Annotated in this window: 27 protein-coding genes; 17 read left to right on the forward strand and 10 right to left on the reverse strand. The window is 72.8% G+C overall.

Going from position 1 to position 26,259, the window contains the following annotated elements; translation table 11 throughout:
- Nucleotide 1 precedes the first annotated feature (1 nt).
- The 5 genes from ACIPTO_RS08270 to ACIPTO_RS08290 all read right to left on the reverse strand — a co-directional run bounded on the left by ACIPTO_RS08270 (nt 2) and on the right by ACIPTO_RS08290 (nt 3,758).
- Nucleotides 2-376 carry a hypothetical protein gene (locus tag ACIPTO_RS08270; RefSeq protein WP_366316529.1) on the reverse strand — a complete coding sequence of 125 codons (375 nt, stop codon included), beginning with the start codon at nt 374-376 and terminating at the stop codon, nt 2-4.
- A gap of 22 nt (nt 377-398) precedes the next feature.
- A complete protein-coding gene (locus tag ACIPTO_RS08275) occupies nt 399-899 on the reverse strand; it encodes a roadblock/LC7 domain-containing protein (RefSeq protein ID WP_366316527.1) in 501 nt (166 codons plus the stop codon).
- A 34-nt stretch (nt 900-933) separates the two neighbouring features.
- A complete protein-coding gene (locus ACIPTO_RS08280; protein ID WP_401190203.1) occupies nt 934-1,788 on the reverse strand; it encodes a transcriptional regulator in 855 nt (284 codons plus the stop codon).
- On the reverse strand, nt 1,785-2,183 hold the full coding sequence (locus ACIPTO_RS08285; RefSeq protein WP_366316523.1) for a hypothetical protein: 399 nt from the start codon (nt 2,181-2,183) through the stop codon (nt 1,785-1,787). The genes ACIPTO_RS08280 and ACIPTO_RS08285 overlap by 4 nt, the downstream gene beginning before the upstream one ends.
- Nucleotides 2,184-2,366: 183 nt before the next feature.
- Nucleotides 2,367-3,758, reverse strand: coding sequence for a diaminopimelate decarboxylase (locus ACIPTO_RS08290; RefSeq protein WP_366316521.1), 1,392 nt, complete (start codon nt 3,756-3,758; stop codon nt 2,367-2,369).
- A gap of 177 nt (nt 3,759-3,935) precedes the next feature.
- Between ACIPTO_RS08290 and hutU the strand changes: the two genes are divergently transcribed.
- The 12 genes from hutU (at nt 3,936) to ACIPTO_RS08350 (ending at nt 16,225) form a co-directional block, all read left to right on the forward strand.
- Nucleotides 3,936-5,600 carry a urocanate hydratase gene (gene hutU, locus ACIPTO_RS08295; RefSeq protein ID WP_401190204.1) on the forward strand — a complete coding sequence of 555 codons (1,665 nt, stop codon included), beginning with the start codon at nt 3,936-3,938 and terminating at the stop codon, nt 5,598-5,600.
- Nucleotides 5,601-5,686: 86 nt separating this feature from the next.
- Complete coding sequence (locus tag ACIPTO_RS08300; RefSeq protein WP_401190839.1) at nt 5,687-6,889, forward strand: allantoate amidohydrolase; 1,203 nt, start codon at nt 5,687-5,689, stop codon at nt 6,887-6,889.
- Nucleotides 6,886-8,244 (forward strand): formimidoylglutamate deiminase, encoded by a 1,359-nt coding sequence (locus tag ACIPTO_RS08305; protein WP_366316517.1) that lies wholly within the window; start codon nt 6,886-6,888, stop codon nt 8,242-8,244. The genes ACIPTO_RS08300 and ACIPTO_RS08305 overlap by 4 nt, the downstream gene beginning before the upstream one ends.
- Nucleotides 8,245-8,273: 29 nt before the next feature.
- The gene (hutI, locus tag ACIPTO_RS08310; protein ID WP_401190205.1) at nt 8,274-9,479 is read left to right on the forward strand and encodes an imidazolonepropionase; all 1,206 of its coding nucleotides are present in this window, start codon (nt 8,274-8,276) and stop codon (nt 9,477-9,479) included.
- Between the two features lie 106 nt (nt 9,480-9,585).
- The gene (locus ACIPTO_RS08315) at nt 9,586-9,993 is read left to right on the forward strand and encodes a hypothetical protein (RefSeq protein ID WP_401190206.1); all 408 of its coding nucleotides are present in this window, start codon (nt 9,586-9,588) and stop codon (nt 9,991-9,993) included.
- Nucleotides 9,994-10,024: 31 nt separating this feature from the next.
- Complete coding sequence (locus ACIPTO_RS08320) at nt 10,025-10,396, forward strand: holo-ACP synthase (RefSeq protein ID WP_366316512.1); 372 nt, start codon at nt 10,025-10,027, stop codon at nt 10,394-10,396.
- Between the two features lie 61 nt (nt 10,397-10,457).
- Complete coding sequence (locus ACIPTO_RS08325) at nt 10,458-11,897, forward strand: NAD(P)H-hydrate dehydratase (protein WP_401190207.1); 1,440 nt, start codon at nt 10,458-10,460, stop codon at nt 11,895-11,897.
- Between the two features lie 72 nt (nt 11,898-11,969).
- A complete protein-coding gene (locus ACIPTO_RS08330) occupies nt 11,970-12,875 on the forward strand; it encodes a L,D-transpeptidase family protein (protein WP_366316508.1) in 906 nt (301 codons plus the stop codon).
- 100 nt (nt 12,876-12,975) lie between these two features.
- A complete protein-coding gene (gene alr / locus ACIPTO_RS08335; RefSeq protein WP_366316506.1) occupies nt 12,976-14,205 on the forward strand; it encodes an alanine racemase in 1,230 nt (409 codons plus the stop codon).
- Entirely contained in the window at nt 14,202-15,440 is a 1,239-nt protein-coding gene (locus ACIPTO_RS08340) for an alpha/beta fold hydrolase (RefSeq protein WP_401190208.1), read from the forward strand. The genes alr and ACIPTO_RS08340 overlap by 4 nt, the downstream gene beginning before the upstream one ends.
- Nucleotides 15,406-15,927, forward strand: coding sequence for a tRNA (adenosine(37)-N6)-threonylcarbamoyltransferase complex ATPase subunit type 1 TsaE (tsaE, locus tag ACIPTO_RS08345; protein ID WP_401190209.1), 522 nt, complete (start codon nt 15,406-15,408; stop codon nt 15,925-15,927). Before ACIPTO_RS08340 ends, tsaE begins: the two co-directional genes overlap by 35 nt.
- Before the next feature lie 139 nt (nt 15,928-16,066).
- Nucleotides 16,067-16,225, forward strand: coding sequence for a hypothetical protein (locus ACIPTO_RS08350; RefSeq protein WP_401190210.1), 159 nt, complete (start codon nt 16,067-16,069; stop codon nt 16,223-16,225).
- 78 nt (nt 16,226-16,303) lie between these two features.
- On the opposite strand, the gene ACIPTO_RS08355 is transcribed toward ACIPTO_RS08350, so the two are convergent.
- A complete protein-coding gene (locus tag ACIPTO_RS08355) occupies nt 16,304-16,864 on the reverse strand; it encodes a hypothetical protein (RefSeq protein WP_401190211.1) in 561 nt (186 codons plus the stop codon).
- A gap of 153 nt (nt 16,865-17,017) precedes the next feature.
- Between ACIPTO_RS08355 and tsaB the strand changes: the two genes are divergently transcribed.
- The 4 genes from tsaB to ACIPTO_RS08375 are packed head-to-tail and all read left to right on the forward strand — an operon-like array spanning nt 17,018 to nt 19,557.
- Nucleotides 17,018-17,671 (forward strand): tRNA (adenosine(37)-N6)-threonylcarbamoyltransferase complex dimerization subunit type 1 TsaB, encoded by a 654-nt coding sequence (gene tsaB, locus ACIPTO_RS08360; protein WP_401190212.1) that lies wholly within the window; start codon nt 17,018-17,020, stop codon nt 17,669-17,671.
- 29 nt (nt 17,672-17,700) lie between these two features.
- Entirely contained in the window at nt 17,701-18,219 is a 519-nt protein-coding gene (gene rimI / locus ACIPTO_RS08365; protein ID WP_401190841.1) for a ribosomal protein S18-alanine N-acetyltransferase, read from the forward strand.
- On the forward strand, nt 18,212-19,306 hold the full coding sequence (gene tsaD / locus ACIPTO_RS08370) for a tRNA (adenosine(37)-N6)-threonylcarbamoyltransferase complex transferase subunit TsaD (protein ID WP_366316492.1): 1,095 nt from the start codon (nt 18,212-18,214) through the stop codon (nt 19,304-19,306). The genes rimI and tsaD overlap by 8 nt, the downstream gene beginning before the upstream one ends.
- On the forward strand, nt 19,303-19,557 hold the full coding sequence (locus tag ACIPTO_RS08375) for a hypothetical protein (protein WP_366316490.1): 255 nt from the start codon (nt 19,303-19,305) through the stop codon (nt 19,555-19,557). The genes tsaD and ACIPTO_RS08375 overlap by 4 nt, the downstream gene beginning before the upstream one ends.
- A 9-nt stretch (nt 19,558-19,566) precedes the next feature.
- Here the strand turns inward: ACIPTO_RS08375 and ACIPTO_RS08380 are convergent, their stop codons facing one another.
- The 4 genes from ACIPTO_RS08380 to ACIPTO_RS08395 are packed head-to-tail and all read right to left on the reverse strand — an operon-like array spanning nt 19,567 to nt 25,090.
- Entirely contained in the window at nt 19,567-21,891 is a 2,325-nt protein-coding gene (locus ACIPTO_RS08380) for a glycoside hydrolase family 3 N-terminal domain-containing protein (RefSeq protein WP_401190213.1), read from the reverse strand.
- Nucleotides 21,892-21,925: 34 nt separating this feature from the next.
- Nucleotides 21,926-22,825 carry a carbohydrate ABC transporter permease gene (locus ACIPTO_RS08385; RefSeq protein WP_401190214.1) on the reverse strand — a complete coding sequence of 300 codons (900 nt, stop codon included), beginning with the start codon at nt 22,823-22,825 and terminating at the stop codon, nt 21,926-21,928.
- Between the two features lie 4 nt (nt 22,826-22,829).
- Nucleotides 22,830-23,720, reverse strand: coding sequence for a carbohydrate ABC transporter permease (locus ACIPTO_RS08390; RefSeq protein WP_401190843.1), 891 nt, complete (start codon nt 23,718-23,720; stop codon nt 22,830-22,832).
- A 32-nt stretch (nt 23,721-23,752) separates the two neighbouring features.
- Nucleotides 23,753-25,090 (reverse strand): extracellular solute-binding protein, encoded by a 1,338-nt coding sequence (locus tag ACIPTO_RS08395; protein WP_366316486.1) that lies wholly within the window; start codon nt 25,088-25,090, stop codon nt 23,753-23,755.
- A 108-nt stretch (nt 25,091-25,198) separates the two neighbouring features.
- Here ACIPTO_RS08395 and ACIPTO_RS08400 point away from each other — a divergent pair, with 108 nt between their 5' ends.
- Entirely contained in the window at nt 25,199-26,251 is a 1,053-nt protein-coding gene (locus ACIPTO_RS08400; protein ID WP_366316485.1) for a LacI family DNA-binding transcriptional regulator, read from the forward strand.
- The last annotated feature ends 8 nt before the right edge of the window (nt 26,252-26,259 follow it).

Consider the following 26,259-nt stretch of genomic DNA (forward strand, 5'->3'; position numbering starts at 1 on the left):
CCTACACCTCCAGGTCCGCCTCGATCCGCTTCAGCTGGTGGCGGGCCATCGCGAGGTTGGCCCGGGTGGCGTCCAGGACCAGGTAGAGGAAGAGGCCGTTTCCGCCGCGCCCCTTGAGCAGGCGGATCAGGTGGTACTGGCTCGACAGGGTGATCAGGATGTCCTCGATCTCGCCCTTCAGGCCGAGGTGTTCCATGGTGCGCAGCTTGGAGCGGACGACGTCGGTGTTCCCGGCCGCGGCGACCCCGAGGTCGAAGGTCTTGCTGCCGCCCATCGTGCCGAGCGCCATACCGCTGGTGTAGTCGACGAGCGCGACGCCGGTCGCGCCCTCGATGGAGGTCAGCGCCTCTTTGAGCGAGGTTTCGGTGTTGGCCATGACAGTGCTCCCTTGGGTCCGTTCAACTTTCCGTGGTGGTACGCGCGTTGGTGGTGCGTGGTGCGCGCGCTGTTCTCGGTCGTGCGGTGGTGGTTCTCGGCGGCGCCTGCGCGGGCGCCCCCGCCTCGGACCGCTCCTCGGCCTCGGCCGCCGCCTCGGCGTCGACCAGCTCGCCGATCCGGGCCCCCGCCCGGCGGCCCTCCAGCAGCAGCCGGCCGAGGTGCACGCGGTCCTGGGCGAGCACGGTCAGCACCGCGCCGCGGCCCGCCGCGTAGGTCGCGACATAGCCGTAGACCCCGCGCACGAGCAGCTCGCGGAAGTCGCCCTGGCCGGTCGCGTCCGCCATCCGTTCGGCCACGCCGAGCGCCGTCACGGTGAGCGCGGCCACCCGCTCCGGCTCGACGCCCGGGGTGTCCTGGGCCAGGACGAGACCGTCCACGCCCGCCGCCAGCGCCCCGGTCAGCTGGGGCACCCGGGTTCTCAGCCGGCGCAGCTCGTCGAGGATCTCGGCCTCGGAGGCCATCGGCTCTCTCCTCTCGGCGCGTGCTCGCTGCCACTCAAAGGGCCTCCAGCGCATCCCTGAGCCTCTTCAGCAATGTGATGTCGGGATCGACGACGTCCAGCACGGGGGTGACTCCGGGGCCCGGCGCGGTCACGGCGGGGGGCGCGGCGAGGGGTGCGGGCGGCCGGGGGGAGACGAGGCCCGCCGACACCAGCCGCCGTACGTCCAGCAGCGTGGGGTACGCCCGGCGGCCCAGCTCCCGCGCGATGTCCGTCGCCGTACGCACGCCGTCCACCCGGTCCAGTACCGCGGCCTGGCGTGGGGTGACCGGTGCGGGCGCGACGGGGTCGGCCCGCACCAGCGGCGCGCCGTCCGTCGCCGCGTCCGGCCAGACGCGGTGCAGGAGATCCCGGCGGCGCAGCGTCTCCCGCTCCAGTGCGGCCACCGGAACCGGCCGCACACCCCCGAGCGGATGCGTGACGCCGTACCGGAAACGGCCCGGTGTGCTGCTCGGCGCGAGCACGAAGTACGCCGCGTCGTACAGCGCCCCCAGATGGCACAGCTCCAGCGCGCCCGGGCTCAGCAGGCCGCCGTCCAGCAGCAGCCGGGTCGTGGCGTGCCGGTCGTCGGTCGCTCGCGCCGCTGCCTCCCACGCCTCGGTGCCCAGCGTGCCGTGCGCGGTCAGGAGCAGGTCGAGACCGGGCGCGGACGGGCTCTCCGCGTGGACGACCCGGCCGTCCACGAGATGCAGGCTGCCGCGCTCGCGGACCAGGACACCGGTGGCCTCCTCGGCGGCGAGCCGGGTCAGCATCGGTGAGACGCCGCCCCAGCCCCGGTCCCCGGCGGCGGCCTTGTCCCGCACCGGCAGCCGGGGCGGCGGGGTGGTGGGCGTGGCCTTGACCGCGGTCATCCCAGCACCAGCCGTCCGGCCATCTCGCCGAGCCGGATGCGGGCCAGCGCGAGGTTGCCCTCCGCGCGGGCCAGCCACAGGTGCAGGAAGACGCTGCTGTCGAACGACGTCCGCACGAACCGCAGCACGTGGTAGCTGTCCCGGTTGCTGACGATCAGGTCCTCCAGCGGCGGCTCGTCGGCCTCCTCCCCGTCCGTTCCCGTGGACGCGAACGCCCGGTGCTCAGCCGCGAGCCGTGCCAGTTCGGCGGCCTCGGCGGCGCTGGCCTCCTGGTCGCCGCCCGGGGACTCCCCGACCACGCCCAGGGCCAGCCCGCTCGTCCAGTCGACCAGCGCGGCGCCCCGGGCACCGGGCAGTCGCATGGCCTCAAGTAAGCACTCGTCGATTCCGGGCACCCTGGCTCCCCTCCCGCCTGCGGTTCGGCTGAGTGACGACGAAGCTACGCACCGTGTGGCCGCGTGGTGAGGGATCTGGCATTTTCCGGTGGAACATGCTCCCGAGTGACTAAGGTGGGTCAACTGACGCCGTTTTCGCACGAGTTGCCTGAACCAGTTGAACCCTGCGCGCACCGGTGCGCGTCAACGGCTCCCGGGAGCTCCCAGGGTGGTGAGCGCGGCGGCGTGCGCCCCTCCGGATTCGGCCACGATCTCCGCCACGGTCTGCGGCTTCCGCACGGTCGCGAACGCCACGCCTCCGGAGCCGTCCCGCACGAAGCCGTAGATGCCGGGCCGGGCAAGGGAGTTGTACGCGTAGTGCGCCGCGAAGTAGTACGCCCCGGTGTCCAGCGCCGCCGCGAAGTCCCCCTGCTCCAGCAGCGGCAGCGCCTGTCCCTCGGCCAGCAGGTCACCCGCGAAACAGGCGGGCCCGGCCACGTCCTGCACCACCTCGGGGCCCGGCTTGGGGCGGCCCTTCGCGTCGTAGGCGGCGATCCGCAGCGGCCAGGACTGCGGCGCGTACACCGTCCGGGTCGCCACCTGCACGCCCGCGTGCGTGATCGCGATGGGCCGGCCGCCCGCGCTCTTCGCGTACTCGACCCGCGCCACCACCGTGCCCTGCTTGGCCAGCATCGACCGCCCGAACTCGGTCACCAGCCCGTACCGCCCGTCGAACAGCCCCGGCACCGCCTCCCGCAGCAGCCGCGCGTACTGCGCGTAGGTCGGGGTCGTCGCGTCCGAACCGAAGTTCACCCCGAGGCCGCCGCCGATGTCGATCGTGTCGATCTGCGGCCGTCCGATCCGCGCGTTGATCTCCTCCGCCAGCTGGTAGGTTTCCGCGACGCCCCGCGCCAGCAGCGCCAGCGGGATGCCCTGCGACCCGGTGTGCGCGTGCAGCCGGGTCAGCCACGGCCGCTCGGTGTAGGCGCGCACCACCCACTCGCGCGCCCCCTCGTCCCGCAGTGCCACCCCGAACTTCGAGGTGGCCGTCGCCGTGGAGAGCGCGGCGATCGACCCGCCGCCGATCTGCGGGTTGACCCGGATCCCGAGCGGCGACCGGCTGCTCGCCGACCGCATGAGCCCGTCGACGCGCTCCAGTTCCTGCGGATTGTCGGCGTTCACGGCGATCCCGAGCGCCAGCGCCTCCCGCAGCTCCGCCGGGGTCTTCGCGGGCGCGTCCAGCACCGTCCGCTCCGGCCGTACGCCCGCCGCCCGCGCCAGGGCCAGCTCGCCGGGGCTCGCCACCTCGGCGCCGATGCCCTCCTCGTGCAGCAGCCGCAGCACCGGCACCAGCGGGCTCGCCTTCACGGCGAACGCGTGCAGCACCGGGGTCCCGGGCGCCGTGACCGCGTCGAACGCCGCCCGCAGCTCCGCCGCCGACTCCCGGATGCCGGTGACGTCCAGCAGGGCGGCGATGGGCGCGCCGGGTCCCAGGAGTCCCTGTTCCACGGCGGCCAGGACCGCTTCGTCCCGGCGGGCGGTGCGTTCGCCGCCGGGTCCGGCGGCGCCCGTGTGACCCTGGATTCCGTTGCTCACTGCATCCCCCGTCGTGTCCTCGCCCGTGGCGGTCCAACCGGCTCGTGGATCCGGCCGAACACCGGAAGCCTGCCCAGAGAGACGCCCCGATGTATTGACTAGTTCTATTCACGAAGACAGGATGTGAATAGAAGTAGGAGAAAAATCCGCTGAACACAGTCCGCTAGGAGGCAGACCATGTCAGGACCCCGCCCCGTACGAGCACCGCGCGGTACGGAACTGAGCGCCCTGGGATGGCAGCAGGAGGCCGCCCTGCGGATGCTGCAGAACAACCTGGACCCCGAGGTCGCCGAACACCCCGACAAGCTCGTCGTCTACGGCGGCACCGGCAAGGCCGCCCGCGACTGGCGCTCCTTCGACGCCATGGTCCGCACCCTGCGCACCCTCAAGCAGGACGAGACGATGCTCGTCCAGTCCGGCCGCCCGGTCGGCGTGATGCAGACCCACGAGTGGGCCCCGCGCGTCCTCATCGCCAACTCCAACCTCGTCGGCGACTGGGCCAACTGGGAGGAGTTCCGCCGCCTGGAGGCCCTCGGCCTCACCATGTACGGCCAGATGACCGCCGGTTCCTGGATCTACATCGGCACCCAGGGCATCCTCCAGGGCACCTACGAGACCTTCGCCGCCGTCGCCGCGAAGAAGTTCGACGGCACCCTCGCCGGGACCATCACCCTCACCGCCGGCCTCGGCGGCATGGGCGGCGCGCAGCCCCTCGCCGTGACGATGAACGACGGCGTCGCGATCTGCGTCGACGTCGACCCGCGCGCCATCGAACGCCGCATCGAGCACCGCTACCTCGACGTCCGCGCCGAATCCCTCGCGCACGCCCTCCAGCTCGCCGTCGAGGCCCGCGACGCCCGCCGTCCGCTCTCCATCGGCCTGCTGGGCAACGCGGCCGAGCTGCTCCCGCGGATGCTCGCCGAGGGCGCCCCCATCGACATCGTGACCGACCAGACCTCGGCCCACGACCCGCTGGCCTACCTCCCCGTGGGCATCGCCTTCGAGGACATGGCCGACGAGGCCGCGAAGGACCCGGCGGGCTTCACCACCCGCGCCCGTGAGTCCATGGCGAAGCACGTCGAGGCGATGGTCGGCTTCATGGACGCCGGCGCCGAGGTCTTCGACTACGGCAACTCCATCCGCGGCGAGGCCCAACTCGCCGGCTACGAGCGCGCGTTCGCCTTCCCCGGCTTCGTCCCCGCCTACATCCGCCCCCTCTTCTCCGAGGGCAAGGGCCCCTTCCGCTGGGCCGCCCTGTCCGGCGAGGCCTCCGACATCCACAAGACGGACAAGGCGATCCTCGACCTCTTCCCGGAGAACGAGTCCCTCCACCGCTGGATCAAGCTGGCCGGCGAGCGCGTCCACTTCCAGGGCCTCCCGGCCCGCATCTGCTGGCTCGGCTACGGCGAGCGCGACAAGGCCGGCGAGCGCTTCAACGACATGGTCGCGAGCGGTGAACTGGCCGCCCCGCTGGCCATCGGCCGCGACCACCTCGACTGCGGCTCCGTCGCCTCCCCGTACCGCGAGACCGAGGCCATGCTCGACGGCTCCGACGCGATCGCCGACTGGCCGCTGCTCAACGCCATGGTCAACGTCGCCTCCGGCGCGTCCTGGGTCTCCCTCCACCACGGCGGCGGCGTCGGCATGGGCCGCTCCATCCACGCCGGTCAGGTCTCCGTGGCCGACGGCACGAAGCTCGCCGGCGAGAAGATCCGCCGGGTGCTGACCAACGACCCCGGCATGGGCGTCATCCGGCACGTGGACGCCGGGTACGACATCGCGGAGCGCGTCGCCGACGAGCGGGGTGTGCGGGTCCCGATGCGCGAGGGTGACGACGCGTGACCCTGACGGGAGACGAACGGGGCGACTCCTCGGTGCGGACGGCGCACCGGGCGTCCGCCGCGCCGACCGGCGATTCCTTCCACACGATGTGGCGCGAACTGCTCCCCGTCGGCCGGCACCCCGACTCCGGCGGCTACCGCCGGTTCGCCTGGACGGACGCCGACGCCGCATGCCGGGCCTGGTTCGAGGAACAGGCCCGGTCCCGCGGGCTGGCCTACGAACTCGACCGCAACGGCAACCAGTGGGCCTGGCTCGGCGACCCCGAGGCCGGGGACGCCGTCGTCACCGGGTCGCACCTCGACTCGGTGCCCGACGGCGGGGCCTTCGACGGACCCCTCGGGGTCGTGTCGTCCTTCGCCGCGCTCGACGAACTGCGCCGCAGGGGAGCGGAGTTCGCCAAGCCGCTCGCCATCGTGAACTTCGGCGACGAGGAGGGCGCCCGCTTCGGGCTCGCCTGCGTCGGGTCGCGGCTCACCGCCGGGCAGCTCACCGTCGAGCAGGCCCACCGGCTGACCGACGGCGACGGGGTCACCCTCCCGCAGGCCATGGCGGCGGCCGGCTACGACGCCGACGCCATCGGCCCCGACCCCGAACGCCTCGCCCGCATCGGCGCGTTCGTCGAACTGCACGTCGAACAGGGCCGCGCGCTGGACCTGTCCGGCGACCGGGTCGGCATCGCCAGCGCCATCTGGCCGCACGGGCGCTGGCGGTTCGACTTCCGGGGCGAGGCCAACCACGCCGGCACGACCCGGCTGGCCGACCGCCGCGACCCGATGCTGTCGTACGCCGAGACCGTGCTCGCCGCCCGTCGCGAGGCTCGGCTCGCCGGTGCCGTCGCCACGTTCGGGAAGATCGCCGTCGAGCCGAACGGCGTCAACGCCATCCCCTCCCTCGTGCGCGGCTGGCTCGACTCCCGCGCCGCCGACCAGGACACCCTGGACACGGTGGTCACCGGCGTCGAGAAGGCGGCCCGCGAGTACGCCGAGGCGCACGGCGTCGACCTCGACGTCGTCCGGGAGTCCTTCACGCCCGTCGTCGAGTTCGACCACGCCCTGCGCGACGAACTGGCCCGCGTCCTGGGCCAGGACACCGACCTCACGGTCCCCGTCCTGGGCACCGGCGCCGGACACGACGCCGGGATCCTCTCCGGAAGCATCCCGACCGCCATGCTGTTCGTGCGCAACCCCACGGGCGTCTCGCACTCCCCGGCCGAGTCCGCCACCGAGGACGACTGCGTGGCCGGGGTGACCGCACTCGCCGACGTACTGGAAGGGCTGACCCGCAGGTGACATCCCCCGGCACACCCCGCACGCGGACGTACTGGCTGGAACACGCCTGGCTCGACACCAACGTCGAGCCGGGCGTCGTCCTGGAGGTGGGCGACGGGCGCATCACCGCCCTGCGTACGGGAGTCGACACCCCGCCGCCCGGCGCGGAGATCCTCCGCGGCCTCACCCTCCCCGGGCTCGCCAACGCCCACAGCCACGCCTTCCACCGCGCCCTGCGCGGCACGGTCCAGGTCGGCTCCGGCACCTTCTGGACCTGGCGGGAGTTCATGTACTCCTTCGCCGACCAGCTGACCCCGGAGACCTACCACGACCTCGCCCGCGCGGTGTACGCCGAGATGGCGCTCGCCGGGATCACGGCCGTCGGGGAGTTCCACTACGTGCACCACGGGCACGGCGGCACCCCGTACGCCGACCCCAACGCCATGGGCGAGGCCCTCGTCGCCGCCGCCTCCGAAGCGGGCATCCGCATCACCCTCCTCGACACCGCCTACCTCTCCTCCGGCTTCGGAGAGCCCCCCAACCGGCACCAGCTCCGCTTCTCCGACGGCAGCGCGGACGCCTGGGCCGAACGCTCTTCACTTCTCAAGGAACGGGATCACGCACGGATCGGTGCCGCCATCCACTCCGTACGGGCCGTGCCCGCACGGGAGTTGGCGACCGTGGCCCGCTGGGCCGAGGAGCGCCGGGCCCCGCTCCACGTCCACCTGTCCGAGCAGACCGCCGAGAACGACGCCTGCCGCGCCGCCCACGACCGCACCCCCACCCGGCTCCTCGCCGACCACGGAGTGCTCGGCCCGCGCACCACCGGCGTCCACAACACCCACCTCACGGACGAGGACATCGCCCTGCTCGGCTCGACCGGCACCGGCACCTGCATGTGCCCGACCACGGAACGGGACCTCGCCGACGGCATCGGCCCCGCCGTCGCCCTCCAGCGGGCCGGCTCACCCCTCTCCCTCGGCTCCGACAGCCATGCCGTCATCGACCTCCTCGAAGAGGCCCGCGCGATGGAGCTGAACGAGCGCCTGCGCACCCGCACCCGGGGTCACTGGACGGCGGCGGCCCTGCTCCGCGCGGCCTCGGCCGACGGCCACGCGGCACTCGGCTGGACGGACGCGGGCACGCTGGAGGCAGGCGCGCTCGCCGACTTCACGACGATCGCGCTCGACTCGGTCAGGACGGCGGGGCCGGTGCCCAGGCTCGGCGCCGAGACGGCCGTATTCGCGGCGACGGCAGCGGACGTACGGCATACGGTCGTGGGCGGCCGGCACGTCGTACGCGACGGCGCCCACACGCTCGTACCGAATGTGCCGCAGGCGCTGGCGCGGGCCGTCGAAGCCCTGCGCTCCCACTGACCGCCGACCCCCGCACCCACGAGGACACGATGAGCAGCACCGTCATCACCAACATCGCCACGCTGGTCACCAACGACCCCTCCCTCGGTGACAGTTCCCCCCTCGGGCTGATCCAGGACGCGGCCGTCGTCATCGACGGCGACCGTGTCGTGTGGACCGGTGAATCCAGCAAAGCACCCGCCACTGACAACCGGGTCGACGCCGGTGGGCGGGCGGTCCTGCCGGGCTTCGTGGACTCCCACTCGCACCTCGTCTTCGCGGGCGACCGCACGCAGGAGTTCAACGCCCGGATGTCCGGGCGGGCGTACAGCGCGGGCGGCATCCGCACCACCGTCGCGGCGACGCGCGCCGCGAGCGACGGGGAACTGGAGGCCAACCTCACCCGTTACCTGGACGAGGCGCTCCGCCAGGGCACCACGACCTTCGAGACCAAGTCCGGCTACGGCCTGACCGTCGCCGACGAGTCCCGCGCCCTGCGCATCGCCGCCGCGCACACGGACGAGGTGACCTACCTCGGCGCCCACATCGTCGCCCCGGACTTCGCCGACGACCCGGCCGGATACGTGTCCCTGGTCACCGGCGAGATGCTCGACGCCTGCGCCCCGCACGCCCGGTGGATCGACGTGTTCTGCGAGAAGGGCGCGTTCGACGGCGACCAGGCCCGCGCGATCCTCACCGCGGGCCGGGCGAAGGGCCTCCACCCCCGCATCCACGCCAACCAGCTCTCGTACGGCCCCGGCGTCCAGCTCGCCGTGGAACTCGACGCGGCCAGCGCCGACCACTGCACCCACCTCACCGACGCCGACGTGGACGCCCTGGCCAACGGCGGCACGGTCGCCACGCTCCTGCCCGGCGCCGAGTTCTCCACGCGCGCCCAGTGGCCGGACGCCCGCCGCCTGCTGGACGCGGGCGCCACCGTCGCGCTGTCCACCGACTGCAACCCCGGCTCGTCCTTCACCTCCTCCGTCCCCTTCTGCATCGCCCTCGCGGTACGGGACATGGGCATGACCCCGGACGAAGCGGTGTGGTCGGCCACGGCCGGCGGGGCCGCGGCCCTGCGCCGCGACGACGTCGGCCGCCTCGTCCCGGGCGCCCGCGCCGACCTGACCCTCCTGGACGCCCCGAGCCACGTCCACCTCGCCTACCGCCCGGGCGTCCCCCTGGTCGCGGGCGTCTGGCGGCGCGGCGTCCGGGTCGTCGGGCCCGCCCCTGAAAGTGCTCTGAAAGCACCCTGAAGTCGCTCTGAAGGCGCGGTGAAACCGGGCGGGCGCAAGCTCTGGATCACAACGAAGGCGAGCGGCACCGACCCGGGGCCGCGCCGGATCCTAGGAGAGCGTCACCATGGGCATCAACCTCACCGTCCAGGACAAGAACACCCTGCGCACCGCCGCGTACGGCGCCGTCTCGCTGATGGCCGCCGCCGGGGCCGCCGGTTCGCCGCACAAGGTCGCCACCCGGGGCAGCATCGCGCTGGCCTCGGCGACCGGCCCGATCGGGTACGTGCTCGCCGAGAAGTCGCGGATCAAGGGGCTCGACGGCCGGTCCGTCGCCGCACTCGCCGACCACGTCCTGCCGGCCCTGACCGAAGCCATGAGCGTGCTCAGGAAGCAGGACCCGGCCGAGGCCGACAACTTCCGCGGCACCGTCCTCGTCGCCCTCGAAGCGGGCACCCGGACCGACCGGAACGCCGACAGCCCCGTCATGGCCGACATGACCCGCAAGATCACCGAGGCGCTCGACGCCGCCTGAACTCCGCGGGCGCGGCCGTAGGGTGCTCGGCATGAGCATCATCGGGGTTGGTATCGACGTGGCCGAGATCGACCGGTTCGCGGCGTCCCTCGCACGTACGCCGGGAATGGCCCAACGCCTCTTCCTGGACAGCGAGTTGCTGCTGCCGAGCGGGGAGCGGCGGGGGAACGCCTCCCTCGCCGCCCGCTTCGCCGCGAAGGAGGCCCTCGCCAAGGCGCTCGGCGCCCCCGCCGGACTGCACTGGACGGACGCCGAGGTGTACGTCGAGGAGAGCGGGCAGCCCCGGCTGCGGGTCACCGGCACGGTCGCGGCCCGCGCGGCCGAACTGGGCGTCCGCTCCTGGCACGTCTCCCTCAGCCACGACGCCGGGGTCGCCTCGGCCGTGGTCATCGCGGAGGGGTGACAGGGGCCGACCTCCGACGCCCGGATGCGGGGCCCGGCTCATCCGGGGCAGACTCGACCGCATGCGGACTGCGTACAGCGTGGAGACGGTAAGGACGGCCGAACAGGCCCTCATGGCACGGCTCCCGGACGGCACGCTCATGCAGCGTGCCGCCGCCGGACTCGCCGCCGCCTGCGCCCAGTTGCTGGGCCGGGTCTACGGCAGCCGGGTCGTCCTGCTGGTGGGGAGCGGCGACAACGGCGGTGACGCCCTGTACGCCGGCGCGCGGCTGGCCCGGCGCGGGGCGGCCGTCGCCGCCGTGCTCCTGGCGCCCGGCCGCACCCACGCGGGCGGGCTCGCCGCGCTGCTGCGCGCGGGCGGCCGTACCGTCGCCGCCGCCGACGCGGAGGACACCGTCCTGCGCGCCGATCTCGTCCTCGACGGCATCGTCGGCATCGGCGGCACGGGCGGACTGCGGCCCGACGCGGCCCGGCTCGCGACGCTCACGGCGGACTCGGGGGCGCTCGTCGTCGCCGTCGACCTGCCCAGCGGCGTCGAGGCGGACAGCGGCGAGGTGCGCGGCGCGGCCGTACGCGCCGACGTCACCGTCACCTTCGGCGCGCACAAGCCAGGGCTGCTGATCGATCCCGCGCGCGAGTACGCCGGTTCCGTACGGCTCGTCGACATCGGGCTCGACGCGGAACTCCCCGCCGAACCCGAGCTGGAGGCCCTCCAACACGCCGACGTGGTACGGCTGTTGCCCGTACCGAGCGCCGAGAGCGACAAGTACCGGCGGGGTGTGGTCGGCATCGCCGCCGGGTCCGGCCGGTATCCGGGGGCGGCCGTGCTCGCCGTCGCGGGCGCGCTGCGGGGCGGGGCGGGGGCCGTACGGTACGTCGGTCCCGCCGCGGACGCGGTCATCGCGCGCTTCCCCGAGGTGCTGGTGTCGGACGGGGGGCCGCTCAAGGCGGGGCGGGTGCAGGCGTGGGTCGTCGGGCCGGGCGGCGGCGACGACGCGGCCACCGTCGCGGACGTCGTGACCGCCGAGGTGCCGGTGCTCATCGACGCGGACGGGCTGCGGCTGGCCGATCCGGATGCCGTACGGGCGCGCAGGGCGCCGACGTTGATGACTCCGCACGCGGGGGAGGCGGCGGCGCTTCTCGGGGTGGACCGGGGGGTGGTCGAGGGGGCTCGGCTGGAGTCCGTGCGGGAGCTGGCGGGGCGGTACGGGGCGACCGTGCTGCTGAAGGGGTCCACGACGCTGGTCGCGGACGCGGGGGGCGGGGCGGTGCGGGTCAACCCGACCGGGACGGGATGGCTGGCCACGGCGGGCAGCGGGGACGTGTTGTCGGGGCTCTGCGGGTCGTTGCTGGCGTCGGGGCTGTCGGCGTTCGACGCGGGGAGTGCGGGGGCGTATCTGCACGGGCTGGCCGGGAGATGGGCGGCGGACGGGGCGCCGGTGGGGGCGCACGATGTGGCGGAGGGGGTGCGGGCGGCCTGGCGGGACGTGGTGCGGGGGTGAGGGCTCGGCAATAAGGGTGACCCCTCCGCGCGGCAGCCGGACGGGGTCCCGGGAGCGCGTTTCGCTGATCGCATGATCAGTACACGAATCGCGCGCAGAGGTATCGCGGTGCTGCTCACCGCGGTGATCGCCCTCCCCGTCGGGGCCGGCGGTGCCTGGGCCAGTGAGGGACCGGTGCCGGCGCCCGCCGCCGGGCCCGCGGAGAGCGAGTTGGTGCCGGGGGTGCCCCCGGGGCCGTATCAGCCGTGGCAGATCGACACTCCGGATCAGGCGCTCGCGCCGAAGGTGTACACGCCGACCGCCGAGGAGGACCGGGTCGAGCCCCGGGACGCCGCCCTGGGGACGTACGCGCTCGTCGAGTACGTGCCGATCGGGGACGCCGTCGCCAAGGTGGCGTGCAGCAAGCAGACCGGGCCCTACCAGCGGGGCGTGGAGCGGTGGCTGCGGCTGAGGGTGGACGGGAAGCAGTCGGCCGCCGACTGCAGGGCCATCCGGGCCTTTCAGAAGAAGCAGGGCATCAAGCCCGCGATCGGCTTCGCGGGACCCGTCACCTGGGCCCGGATGCAGCTGCTGGCGGCGAAGAAGAACCCCAACGCGGCCAGGAAGTGCCCCGTGCGCTCGTACCGCGTCGCCTGCGTCGACCTCGACCGGCAACTGACGTGGGTGCAGAAGGGCGGGAGGGTCGTCTTCGGACCGGTGCCGATGCGCAGCGGACGCACAGGACATGTGACCCGGGGCGGCTGGCACACGATCTACTGGAAGCACAAGAACCACTGGTCCACGCTCTACAACAGCCCCATGCCGTACGCCCAGTTCTTCGACGGAGGCATCGCCTTCCACGCCGTCTACGGCAGCATCTACACCACCGTCGGCTCCTGGGGCTGCGTCAACCTCCGGCTCGCCGACGCCCGCAAGCTCTGGGGAGTCCTCAAGAAGGGCGACCGCGTCTACGTCTGGGGCCACCGGCCCGGGAACTAGGCCGTGTCCGGCCGGTTCCGCCGCCGCGGACCCGGTCCGCCGGACAGACCCCGGGCGGGCCTGCGGGATTGTCGGTCCCCTCTGAGAGACTGGGGGCGTCATGAATGAGACAGCTGCTGTGCCGACCTCGCCCCTGCGGGCCCGTGCCGAGATCGATCTGGGCGCCCTGCGGGCCAATGTCCGTGCCCTGCGCGCCCTCGCGCCGGGCGCGGCCCTCATGGCCGTCGTCAAGTCCGACGCGTACGGCCACGGGGCCCTGGCGTGTGCCCGCGCGGCCGTCGAGGCGGGCGCGACCTGGCTGGGTACGGCGACGCCCGAGGAGGCCCTCGACCTGCGCGCCCGCGCCGGACTGCCGGACGGCACCCGGATCATGTGCTGGCTGTGGACCCCGGGCGGACCCTGGCGCGAGGCCATCGAGGCCGACCTCGATGTGTCGCTGAGCGCGATGTGGGCTCTGGAGGAGGTCACCGCCGCCGCCCGCGCCGTTGGCCGTCCCGCGCGCGTGCAGCTCAAGGCGGACACCGGACTCGGGCGCAACGGATGCCAGCCGGGCGCCGACTGGACCGAACTCGTCGGTGCCGCCCTGCGCGCGGAGGCCGAGGGGCTGGTCCGTGTCACCGGACTCTGGTCGCACCTCGCCTGCGCCGACGAGCCGGGACACCCGTCCATCGACGCCCAACTCGCCCTGTTCCGCGAGACGGTCGCCCACGCGGAGCGCCTGGGCGTACGCCCCGAGGTACGGCACATCGCCAACTCGCCCGCCACCCTCACCCGCCCGGACGCCCACTTCGACCTCGTCCGCACCGGCATCGCCGTCTACGGCATCTCGCCCAGCCCCGAGGTGGGTTCCCCGGCCGACTTCGGGCTGCGTCCGGTGATGACCCTGAAGGCGTCCGTCGCCCTGGTGAAGCAGGTCCCGGGCGGCCACGGCGTGAGCTACGGACATCACTACGTCACCCCGGGCACCACCACCCTCGGCCTGGTGCCCGTCGGTTACGCGGACGGCATCCCCCGGCACGCCTCCGGCACCGGCCCGGTCCTCGTCGGCGGCAAGTGGCGCACCGTCGCCGGCCGGGTCGCCATGGACCAGTTCGTCGTGGACCTCGGCGGGGACGAACCGGAGGCCGGGGACGAGGCGATCCTCTTCGGCCCCGGCGACCTCGGCGAGCCGACGGCCGAGGACTGGGCGCAGGCCGCGGGCACCATCGCCTACGAGATCGTGACCCGCATCGGAACACGCGTTCCCCGCGTCTACGTCAGGGAGGCCGCGCCCGGGCACGAGGAGGACGACCCGGCGCGGGGCCCTGACGTGAAGAGGAGCGGCACGTGAGCGAGAGCAGTGCGGAGGCGGTCGCCGCGGTGGCCTCCGCCGCCACGGGGGTGACCGGCAACTGGCGCAAGGCGACCGGTATCGCCGGTGCCGCGATAGGGGTGATCGCCGCCGGCGCCGCGGCCGGTGTCGCCATAGAGCGGATGACCGTCGGGCGCGGGATGCGCGAGCGGGCCCGCCTGGCGCTGGACTCGACGGGACCCTACGGCTCGCTGCGCGGCACCCCCGGCACGGCCCGGGCGGACGACGGCACCGAGCTGTACTACGAGGTCGACGACATCGAGCCCGATGTCTCCGTGACGCCCAGGCGCCGCCGCCTCTTCGGGCGCAAGGCCCCGGCCCCCGTCACCGTCGTCTTCAGCCACGGCTACTGCCTCAACCAGGACTCCTGGCACTTCCAGCGCGCCGCCCTGCGCGGGGTCGTGCGGACCGTGCACTGGGACCAGCGCAGTCATGGCCGTTCCGCACGCGGGGTCGCGCAGCTGGAAGACGACATGCCGCTCACCATCGACCAGTTGGGCCGCGACCTGAAGGCCGTGATCGACGCGGCCGTTCCCGAGGGCCCGATCGTGCTCGTCGGCCACTCCATGGGCGGCATGACCGTGATGGCCCTCGCCGACCAGTACCCCGACCTCATCCGCGACCGGGTCGTCGCCACGGCCTTCGTCGGCACGTCCTCCGGCCGGCTCGGCGAGGTCAACTTCGGCCTGCCCGTCGCCGGGGTCAACGCGGTACGGCGGATCCTGCCCGGCGTGCTGAAGGCGCTCGGGCAGCAGGCCGCGCTGGTGGAGCGGGGGCGGCGGGCCACCGCCGATCTGTTCGCCGGGATCATCAAGCGGTACTCGTTCGCGTCCCGGGACGTCGATCCGGCGGTCGCGCGGTTCGCCGAGCGGATGATCGAGGGCACGCCCATCGACGTCGTCGCCGAGTTCTACCCGGCGTTCACCGACCACGACAAGACGGCCGCCCTCGCCCGCTTCGCGGACATGCCGGTGCTCGTGCTGGCCGGGATCGGCGATCTCGTCACGCCCAGTGAGCACAGCGAGGCCATCGCCGATCTGCTGCCGGACGCCGAGCTGGTGCTCGTGCCGGACGCCGGGCACCTGGTCATGCTGGAGCACCCGGAAGTGGTCACCGACCGCCTCGCGGACCTGCTCACCCGCGCGGGTGCCGTGCCCGCAGGGGCTACCGTAAGCGGCTATGGAAGCACCAGCAGCACCGCACAGCGCGGCTGAGCCCCTGTCCGTATCGATCACCGTCAACTCCCCCGAGCAGATGCGGGAGTTGGGCCGAAGGCTGGCCAAGCTGCTGCGCGCGGGCGACCTCGTGATGCTCACGGGCGAGCTGGGCGCAGGCAAGACCACCCTGACCAGGGGGCTGGGGGAGGGGCTCGGGGTCCGGGGCGCGGTCACCTCGCCGACGTTCGTCATCGCGCGCGTGCACCCCTCGCTGGGGGAGGGGCCGCCGCTCGTCCATGTCGACGCGTATCGGCTGGGCGGCGGGCTCGACGAGATGGAGGACCTCGATCTCGATGTCTCGCTGCCCGAGTCCGTGATCGTCGTGGAGTGGGGTGAGGGGAAGGTCGAGGAGTTGACGGACGACCGGCTGTCCCTCGTCATCCACCGGGCCGTCGGCGACACCACCGACGAGGTACGGCATGTCACGGTCACGGGGCTCGGCGCGCGGTGGGCCTCGGTCGAACTGGGTGTGCTCGACGCCTGACCAGGGGGTGCGGGGGGTGTGGGTTCCGACAAGGTGTCGGCAAGATGTTGCGTTCCGGGTCCCGGGCGTGGTCACATGGTATCCAGTTCGTAGTTAGGTCTACCTAACTACGCCTGCCCCCGGCTCCGAGGAGGCGTCCATGTCGGCTTCAGAGGATCAGCGTGAGTGGGTGCGGCCGTGTGTGCCGGGTGCGGTGTCCATGCGGGAGCTGCTGGCCGCGGGCGAGGCCGCCCGGGCCGTCTCCACGCCGCCGCGTGCGCCGGAGGCTCCGCCGGTCGAGCCGCGTAAAGCCGCGTAGCCGTTCGGCTGCGGGTGCGTCGTGGCCGGGCGCGCAGTTCCCCGCGCCCCTTGGGGCCCGGGCCCCTGTTCCACTTGCTCAGCGGATTACCACGATCGACTGCCCGATGGTCGCGAACTCCCACATGGCCGCGCCGTCGTCGATCGACTCGCGGATGCCGCCCGACTTCGCCGTGGGGTCGGGTTCCGCCGTCTCGCCGCTGACCGCCGCGCTGAAGCCGATGGCGACCCCGTCCGCGTTGGTGAAGCGGACGACGTGCTGGATGGGGGTGCCGTCGGTGCCGAGGATGGCGTTCGAGCGCGAGGTCACCGGATAGGTGCCCGTGTGCGGGTCGACCGTGCCGGGGGTGACCTTGAACGTGCGGACGACCTTGTTCTTCTCGGTGACCAGCCACACCCGGTCGTCGTCCACCGAGTAGACGACCCGCTCGCCCCTGCCGGACCCGGCGGGCAGCGCGGCGGGGTTCCTCTTGTCGCGCGGGGCCTTCTTGGCCGCCGCCGCGGCGGGGGCGGTCCTCGCGTGGGCCGCGTCCCCCGTCCCGGCCGGGACGGTCGCGGACGCCTGATAGGCGAGGACACCGACCGTGGCGACGGCCGCCACGGTGAGCCCGGCCACGATCCCCGCGCTGCTGCCGGCCATCGGCACCCACCTCCGCGTCTCGCCCGTCCAGTGACGGTGTCCCGTTCGGTCCCGTACATCCCGTAAGTCCGGTGACCCCAGGTGACCGTAGCAGTCGGGGCCGGGGTGACCGGGGCGGCCGTGCTCGCGGCGCCGGAGCCGTAGGCTGTTTGCGTGCTCTTGCTCGCTCTGGATACCGCCACCCCCGCCGTCACCGTCGCCCTGCACGACGGCGAGGCCGTCATCGCCTCGTCGAGTCAGGTGGACGCGCGCCGCCACGGTGAGCTGCTGCTCCCGGCCGTCGACCACGTGCTCGCCGACGCGGGGCTCAGGCTCGACGCCGTCACCGGAATCGTCGTGGGCATCGGCCCCGGCCCCTACACCGGGCTGCGCGTCGGGCTGATGACCGCCGACACCTTCGGCCTCGCGCTCGGCGTCCCCGTGCACGGTGTGTGCACGCTGGACGGCCTCGCTTACGCCGCCGACCTCGACGGCCCCTTCGTGGTGGCCACGGACGCGCGGCGCAAGGAGGTGTACTGGGCGCGCTACGCCGACTCCCGCACCCGCCTCACCGAACCGGCGGTCGACCGGCCCGCCGACATCGCCGGGCAGGTGGCCGGACTGCCTGCCGTGGGCGCCGGTGCGCTGCTCTACCCGGACACCTTCCCCAGCGCGCACGAGCCGGAGCACGTGTCCGCCGCCGCGCTCGCCTCGCTGGCCGCCGAGAGACTCGCGGCGGGCGTCGAACTCCCCGCGCCCCGGCCGCTGTACCTGCGCCGGCCGGACGCCCAGGTGCCCAAGAACTACAAGGTGGTCACCCCCAAGTGACCGAATCCCTGAGCCCTCGGCTGCGCGAGATGCGCTGGTGGGACATCGATCCCGTGCTGGAACTGGAGAAGGACCTCTTCCCCGAGGACGCCTGGTCCCGGGGCATGTTCTGGTCCGAGCTGGCGCACGCGCGCGGCCCCGAGGCGACCCGGCGGTACCTGGTGGCCGAGGCGACCGGCGAGCAGGACGAGGGCCGCGTCCGGGTCATCGGCTACGCCGGTCTCGCCACCAACGGCGACCAGGCCGACATCCAGACCATCGCCGTCGCCCGCGACCACTGGGGCACCGGCCTCGGCGCCACCCTGCTGACCGAACTGCTCACCGCGGCAAGCGAGTTCGAGTGCGCCGAGGTCATGCTGGAGTGCCGTGTCGACAACATCCGCGCGCAGAAGCTGTACGAGCGCTTCGGCTTCGCCCCGATCGGTTTCCGACGCGGCTACTACCAGCCGGGCAATGTCGACGCCCTGGTGATGCGCCTGACCACAGATCCCGACAGCGGCTCCGCCGAGGGGTCACCTTCCGTACAAGGAACCGAGATCCATGACTGACGAACCCCTTGTGCTCGGCATCGAGACCTCCTGCGACGAGACCGGCGTCGGGATCGTCCGCGGCACCACCCTGCTGGCGGACGCGGTCGCGTCCAGCGTCGACGAGCACGCCCGCTTCGGCGGCGTCGTACCGGAAGTGGCGTCCCGCGCCCATCTGGAGGCGATGGTCCCGACGATCGAGCGCGCGCTGAAGGACGCGGGCGTGAGCGCCCGGGACCTCGACGGCATCGCGGTCACGGCGGGCCCCGGGCTCGCGGGCGCCCTGCTGGTCGGCGTCTCGGCGGCCAAGGCCTACGCCTACGCCCTCGGCAAGCCGCTCTACGGCGTGAACCACCTCGCCTCCCACATCTGCGTGGACCAGCTGGAACACGGCCCGCTGCCCGAACCGACGATGGCGCTCCTGGTGTCCGGCGGCCACTCCTCGCTCCTCCTCTCCTCCGACATCACCTCGGACGTACGGCCGCTGGGCGCGACGATCGACGACGCGGCGGGTGAGGCCTTCGACAAGATCGCGCGAGTGCTGAACCTCGGCTTCCCCGGCGGCCCGGTCATCGACCGGTACGCGAAGGAGGGCGACCCCGATGCGATCACCTTCCCGCGCGGACTGACCGGCCCGCGCGACCCGGCGTACGACTTCTCCTTCTCCGGGCTGAAGACGTCCGTGGCCCGCTGGATCGAGGCGAAGCGGGCGGCGGGGGAGGACGTGCCGGTGCGTGACGTGTCGGCGTCCTTCCAGGAGGCCGTCGTCGACGTGCTGACCCGCAAGGCCGTACGGGCCTGCAAGGACGAGGGCGTCGACCACCTGATGATCGGCGGCGGTGTCGCGGCCAACTCCCGCCTGCGCGCCCTGGCCCAGGAACGCTGCGAGGCCGCCGGCATCCGCCTCCGCGTCCCGCGCCCCAAGCTCTGCACGGACAACGGCGCGATGGTCGCCGCACTGGGCGCGGAGATGGTCGCCCGCAACCGCACCCCCTCGGACTGGGACCTCTCCGCCGACTCGTCCCTCCCGGTGACGGACCCCCACGTCCCGGGACACCACCACCACGACCATGTCCACGAGGTCAGCAAGGAGAACCTGTACTCGTGACGGTCGCGCTGATGTGGGAGGCCCGGGCGGCGGAGGGGCGGGGGCCCGAACTCCTCGCCTGGGCGCGGGCCCAGCGGCTTCCGGCCGAACCCCTGCGCCGCGAGTTCCTCCGCGCCCCCGGGGACCGGGTGCTCGTCATCACCTGGTGGCACGCGGAGCCCGACGCCGAACTCCCCGAACTCCCGGATCCGGACGAGGAGTTGGTGACCCGGACCGTCCACCGGTGGCGGTTCGAGTCGATGGGCGCGTAGGGATGGTCCTCACGCCTCGCCCCGCATCCCCGCCTCCCCCCGCACCTCCGCCTCGCACCGCAGTCGCCGCTCGGTGCCCACCACTCGTACGGGGCCCGTCAGGTTCAGGCGGGTCGTGTGCCGTACGTCCGCGCTCGATGCCGCCAGCCTCAGTTCCAGTACGCCCGGTTCGACCACCCGGCGGCCGGTGCGGTCGGTGAAGGCGGAGAGGTCGGTGTGGAAGCGGAAGGTCAGCCGGGCCGCCTCGCCCGGTGCCAGCTCCAGCCGCTGGTAGGCGATCAGCCGGACGTCCGGGCGGGTCACCGAGGCGACCGGGTCGTGCAGGTACAGCTGGACGACCTCCGTGCCGGGGCGGTCGCCGGTGTTGCGGACGGTGACCGGCAGGTCGTAGGAGCCGTCCGTGTCGATCTCCTGGGCCGGAGGCCCGGTGACCTCCCACGCGAAGCTCGTGTAGGAGCGGCCGTGGCCGAAGGGGTAGAGCGGGGTCGGGTCGAGGTTGCTGACCTCGTCGGCCAGGCCCAAGGGCGGCTGGAGATACGTCCAGGGCTGGCCGCCCGGCGCCTGCGGGACGCTCACCGGGAGGCGGCCGGACGGGTTCACGCGGCCCGAGAGGACGCCGGTGACCGCCGGGCCGCCCTCCTCGCCGGGGAAGAACGCCTGGACCACCGCGCCGAGACGGCCCTGCCAGCGGCCCAGCGCGTAGGGGCGGCCGGTCAGCAGGACCAGCACCACCGGGACGCCCGTCGAGACCAGCGCGTCCAGCAGGTCGGCCTGGATGCCGGGCAGTCGGAGGTCCGCCACATCGCAGCCCTCACCCGACGTGCCGCGCCCGAACAGGCCCGCCCGGTCGCCGAGCACCGCCACGCACACGTCGGCCTCCGTCGCCCGCGCGACCGCCTCGTCGAACCCGGACGCGTCCGGGTCGGAGACATCGCACCCTTCCGCGAACGTCACCTTGGCGTCCGGGAGTTCGGCCCGCAGCGACTCCAACACCGTCGGGATGTCGATCCCCGTCGGCACCTCGGGGTGATGCGTGCCCACGTGGGACGGGAAGGAGTAGCAGCCGAGCATGGCCAGCGCGTCCGCCGCCCGGGGGCCCACCACCGCTATCCGCGCCTCGGGCGCGAGCGGCAGCACGCCGTCCGGGTTGTCCAGCAACACCACCGATTCCTCGGCCAGTCGACGGGCCAGGGCGCGGTTCGCCGGCGAGTCGAGGTCGATCGGGCGTGTGGGCTCCGGTGACCAGTCCTCGTCCAGGAGCCCCAACTCGGCCTTCTGCTCCAGCACTCGGCGCGCCGCCCGGTCCACGAGCGACTCCGGGATCTCTCCCGCCCGCACCGCCTCGACCAGCGGCTTCCCGTAGCACTTCAGCGTCGGCAGCTCCACGTCGATCCCGGCCTCCAGCGCCGCGTGCGCGGCCTGCGCCGGGCTGCCCGCGACCCGGTGGAGCGTCTCCAGGAAGCCGATGCCGAAGTAGTCGGCGACGACCGTGCCGGTGAACTCCCACTCCTCCCGCAGGAGTTCGGTCAGCAGCCGGGGGTCGGCCGACGCCGGGACGCCGTCCGTCTCGTTGTACGCCGCCATCACCGAGCGCGCCCCGCCCTCGCGCAGCGCCATCTCGAACGGCGGCAGCGTCACGTCCGCGAACTCCCGCACCCCCGCCCGCACAGGCGCCAGATTCCGCGCCCCCACGGAGGACGCGTACCCGGCGAAGTGCTTCAACGTCGCGACCACCCCGGCCGATTCGAGCCCCCGCACATAGGCCGCCCCGATCGTCCCCACCAGATACGGGTCCTCGCCGATCGTCTCCTCCACCCGCCCCCACCGCGGATCCCGTACGACGTCCAGGACCGGGGCGAGACCCTGGTGGACGCCGGCCGAGCGCAGGTCCGCGCCGATGCGCCGGGCCATCTCCTCGACCAGCCCCGGGTCGAAGCTCGCGCCCCACGCCAGCGGTACCGGGTACGCCGTCGCACCCCACGCGGTGAAGCCCGCCAGGCACTCCTCGTGGGCGACCGCCGGGATGCCGAAACGCCCCGCCGCCGCGATCCGGCGCTGTGCGCGGGCCAGCGCCTGCGCGCCCAGCTCCGGGTCCACCGGGGCCGTACCGAAGGAACGGGTGAGCTGGCCCAGCCCCCGGGTGATCAGCTCGTCCCAGTCGTAGTCCGAGGTCATCTCGCGCTGGAGCGGGGCCACCCCGTCGCCGTCGGTGGCGGCGCCCACCCAGACGCCGTAGAGCTGGGCGGTCTTCTCCTCCAGGGTCATCCGGGCGAGGAGGTCGTCGACTCGGGCGGCGGCGGGCAGGGCGGGGTCGCGCCAGGGGGCGGTGGTCATGAAACTCCGTTCGGAGAAGGTGAGATGGGGCGGCTCACTTGCCGCCCACCCCCATCAGGCCGCCGACCAGGGCGCGCCGGGCCACCAGGTAGACGGCGAAGATGGGGATGCCGGAGAGAACGACCGAGGCGAGCAGGGCCGGGATGTTCACGCCGAACTGGCTGACGTAGTTGAAGAGTCCGAGCGTGAGGACCCGGGGGCCGTCGGACTGGGTGAAGATCAGCGGGAAGAGGAAGCCGTTCCAGGCCTGGAGCGCCGCGTAGACGACGACCGCGCTGATCCCGCCCTTGGTCATCGGGACGACCAGCTGGAACAGCATCCGGGTCGCCGAGGCCCCGTCGAGCGCCATCGCCTCGTACAGGTCCTCCGAGATGTCCCGCAGCGTGCCGGTCAGGATCAGCACGGACACCGGCATCGCGAACGCCGCCGTCGGCAGGATCACCGCCAACAGGCTGTCGTACAGGTCGAGTTTGGCGATCATCAGGTACAGCGGGACCACGACGGCCTGTGCCGGGATCGCGACTCCCAGCAGGAACAGCCGGAAGGCCCCGCCCGACCAGACCGTCCGGGTGCGTACGGCCACGTAGGCCAGCGGCACGCACAGCACCAGGACGATGCCCACGACCGCCGCGGCCACCAGCGCCGTGTTGGCGAGGAAGTGGCCGAAGCCGTTGTGCAGGACGGTGTTGTAGTTGGCGAAGGTCGGATCGGTGGGCGGTTTCAGGGCGTTGTTGCCCAGCGCCTCGTCCTGGCGGGTGAGCGAGGCCGAGATCATCGCGTAGATCGGCACGATGACGACGGCGAGCCAGAGCAGCGAGCCGAGCCCCGCGACGGGGTTGGGCCGTCTGGTCCAGTGCCGGCGCCTTCGGGTGCGCGGCGGTTCCACCGGTTCCCCCGCCGTCTTCACCGGACGCGGCAACGTGTCGTGTGACACTCCGTCACATCCCTTCGTGGGTACTGCGCATGGCGCCGAAACCGGTCAGCCGGACCAGGACCAGGGACAGCGCGGTGGCGACGACGACCAGGAAGGTCGCTATCGCGCTCGCGTAGCCGAAGTCGTAACTCTTGAACCCGGCCTCGTACATCAGGTACGGCAGGATCGCCGTGTCCGTCCCCGGGCCGCCCTGGGTGAGGATCAGGACGGTCTCGAAGTAGGTGAGCGAGCCGACGATCATCAGCACGCTGGACGTCGTGGCCGTGTTGCGGAGCTGGGGCAGCGTGATCGAGAAGAACTGCCGGTACCGTCCCGCGCCGTCGATGGCCGCCGCCTGATAGAGCACGTCGGGGATCTGCCGGGCCCCGCCCTGGTAGATCAGCGTGTGGAAGGGGATGAACTGCCATCCCCCGACGAACACGATCGCGAGGAACGCCCCGCTCGTCGTCCCCAGCGTGTCCTGGTGGATGACCCCGAAGTTCGGGTCGAGCAGCGCGTAGAAGAGCAGCGCTATCGCCGTCGAGGACAGCAGGAACGGCACGAAGAAGATCGCGGAGAGGACGGCCCGGTTGCGCTGCCGTCCCGCCGCCCAGACCCCGAGGAGAAGCGACACGACGGTCTGGAAGACCCAGCTCGTCACCGTCAGCAGCACGGTGATGGTGAGGGACTGGGTCAGCCGGTCGTCGTGCACCAGCTTGTCCCAGTTGGCGAGGCCGACGGGCTTGGGGTCCCCGAGCCCGTTCCACGAGGTGAAGGAGAGGTAGACCGCCAACACCATGGGCGCCACGGCGAAGAAGACGAAGAACACGACCCCGGGCACGGCCCAGACGCCGTGCGGTGCGGCGCCCCGATAGGGGCGCGGGGAACGGCGGGACGAGCCAGGACGGGCCCGCAGCCGAACGGCGGGCCCCTCCGCGGAGCGCTCGCTCACTTCAGCCCCTTCAGCGCCGACACGAACTGCGCCGGTGAACTCTTCCCCACGAACAGCTTGTTGATCTCGGTCAGCATGGGCGTCGACACATCCGGATCCACCGCCTGGTCCCAGCTCAGCGTGAACGCCGGTGCCTGCTGCACCATCTGGTACTGGAACTTCGCGAACTCGGGGTTGGGCGAGGAGTCGAGCAGCTTCTCCGCGTTCGACGTGGTCGGAATGTCCCCGTTGGCCACGAGATCCTTGGCGTAGGTCTCCGAGGCGCAGTCCCGCAGGAAGGCGATCGCCGCGTCCTTGTTGCCCGTACGGGCGTTCACGGACCAGTAGTTGGTGGGGTTCCCGACCACGTTGCGGATGTCGCCCGCACCTCCCTCGTACTTCGGGAAGGCGACCCACCCCAGGTTGTTCTTCGCGAAGTCGGGGAACTTGCCGAGCTGCGTCGAGTACTCCCACGACCCCATCAGATGCATCGCCGCCTTCCCCTTGGCGAACACCGCGGGCGCGCCCCCGTTGACGTACGACACGGAGCTGAACCCCTTGCCGAACGCCCCGTCGTCGATGAGCTGCTTGACGGTCTCGGCGGCCTTGAGGACGGCGGGGTCGCCCCAGCCGGACGCGTCGCCGTTCTTGATCCTTTCGAAGACCTCGGGCCCGCCGATCCGGTCGACGAGGTACTCCAGCCACATCAGTTCGGGCCAGATGTCCGCGCCGCCGAGCGCGAACGGCGTGATGTCCGCGGCCTTCAGCTTCTTGTTGATGTCGGTCAACTCGGCCCAGGTGGTGGGCGGTTGGAGCTTGTGCGCGGCGAAGACGGTCTTGTTGTAGAAGAGGATCACCGGCTGCATGCCGCGCATCGGTATGCCGTAGTTCCTGCCCTTGAGCGCGCCCGCCGCGAGCACGGAGGGCAGGAAGCCGTCCTTGAGGACCGGGTCGCTCTTGATGGTGTCGGTGAGGTCGACCAGCTGGTTGGCCTCCTGGTACGCCTTGATCGAGCCGCCGCCCCAGTTGAAGAAGACGTCCGGCGCGTTCGGCGAGCCCATCGCGGTGCGCAGCTTGGCCGGGTAGTCCGTGCCGGGCACCTTCTCCAGCTTGATCCTGCCCTTGGCCTTCTTCGCCGCCGCCGACGCGTTGAACCGGGTGACGGCCTTGACCTGCACCTTCGCCGCGTCGTCGCCGTAGGTGAAGGCGGTGACCGTGCTGCTGCCGCCGGTGCTGTCGCTGGAACCGCAGGCCGTGAGTCCGGTCGTGAGCAGGGTGGTGGCACCGGCGCCGAGCACCCAGCGCCTGCTGAACGTACGCCCGCCGTTGGGCGTGTTGGGCTCCTTGGGCAGCATGGACAGCACCTCTCGTGCGAATGTTTCGAGCCGTTCTACGAATGTTCCGGGAACGTAAGACGCGTGCGGGGGTTCGTCAAGAGGTCGCGCAGGGATACGATCGCCGCCATGACAGCCCCGGATTCCGCCGAAACCCAGACAGCGGGTCGACCGACCCAGACCGCCACGCTCGCCGAGATCGCCCGCGAGGCCGGAGTGTCGGCTCCGACTGTTTCGAAGGTCCTCAACGGCCGTGCCGACGTCGCCCCCGCGACCCGCACCCGCGTCGAGGAACTCCTCCGCGTCTACGGCTACCGGCGCCGCCGCGCCGAGGCGACCCGCTCCCCGCTGATCGACCTGGTCTTCCACGAGCTGGAGAGCGCCTGGGCGATGGAGGTCATCCGGGGCGTGGAGAACGTGGCGCGGGACTCCGGGCTGAGCGTGGTGCTGAGCGAGAGCGCGGGACGGCTGACCCCGGGCCGGACCTGGGCCGACCAGGTCGCCGCGCGCCGCCCGCACGGCGTGATCCTGGTGCTGTCCGGGCTCGACGAGTCGCAGCGGGCGCTGCTCACCAGCCGTTCCATCCCGTTCGTGGTGATGGACCCGGCGGGCGACCCGGGCGCCGACGTCCCCTCGATCGGCGCGACGAACTGGCAGGGCGGGCTCGCCGCCACCCGGCACCTGGTCGAACTCGGCCACACCCGGATCGGCGCGATCAGCGGACCGTCCCGGATGATGTGCAGCCGCGCCCGGGTCGACGGCTACCGGGCCGCGCTGGAGACGGCCGGGCTGCCGGTCGACCCCTCGCTGATCACCACCGGCGACTTCCATCACGAGGCCGGCTACCGGCTCGGGCTCCGGCTGCTGCGCCGCCCGGACCGGCCCACCGCCGTCTTCGCCGGCAACGACCTCCAGGCGCTCGGCCTGTACGAGGCCGCGCGTGAACTCGGGCTGCGCATCCCGGAGGACCTGAGCGTGGTCGGCTTCGACGATCTGCCGGTCGCCCGCTGGGTCGGCCCGCCGCTGACGACCGTACGGCAGCCCCTGACCGAGATGGCCGAGGCGGCGGCGAAGCTGGTGCTCGACCTCGGGCGCGAGCAGGAGACCTCGGCGGCGCGGCGGGTGGAGCTGGCGACCAGCCTGGTGGTGCGCAGCAGTACGGCGGCACCGGCCGCGGAGTGAGCCGCGCG

This window comes from Streptomyces sp. NPDC090083, from assembly GCF_044747445.1.
In the GTDB taxonomy this organism is placed as follows: Bacteria; Actinomycetota; Actinomycetes; order Streptomycetales; family Streptomycetaceae; genus Streptomyces.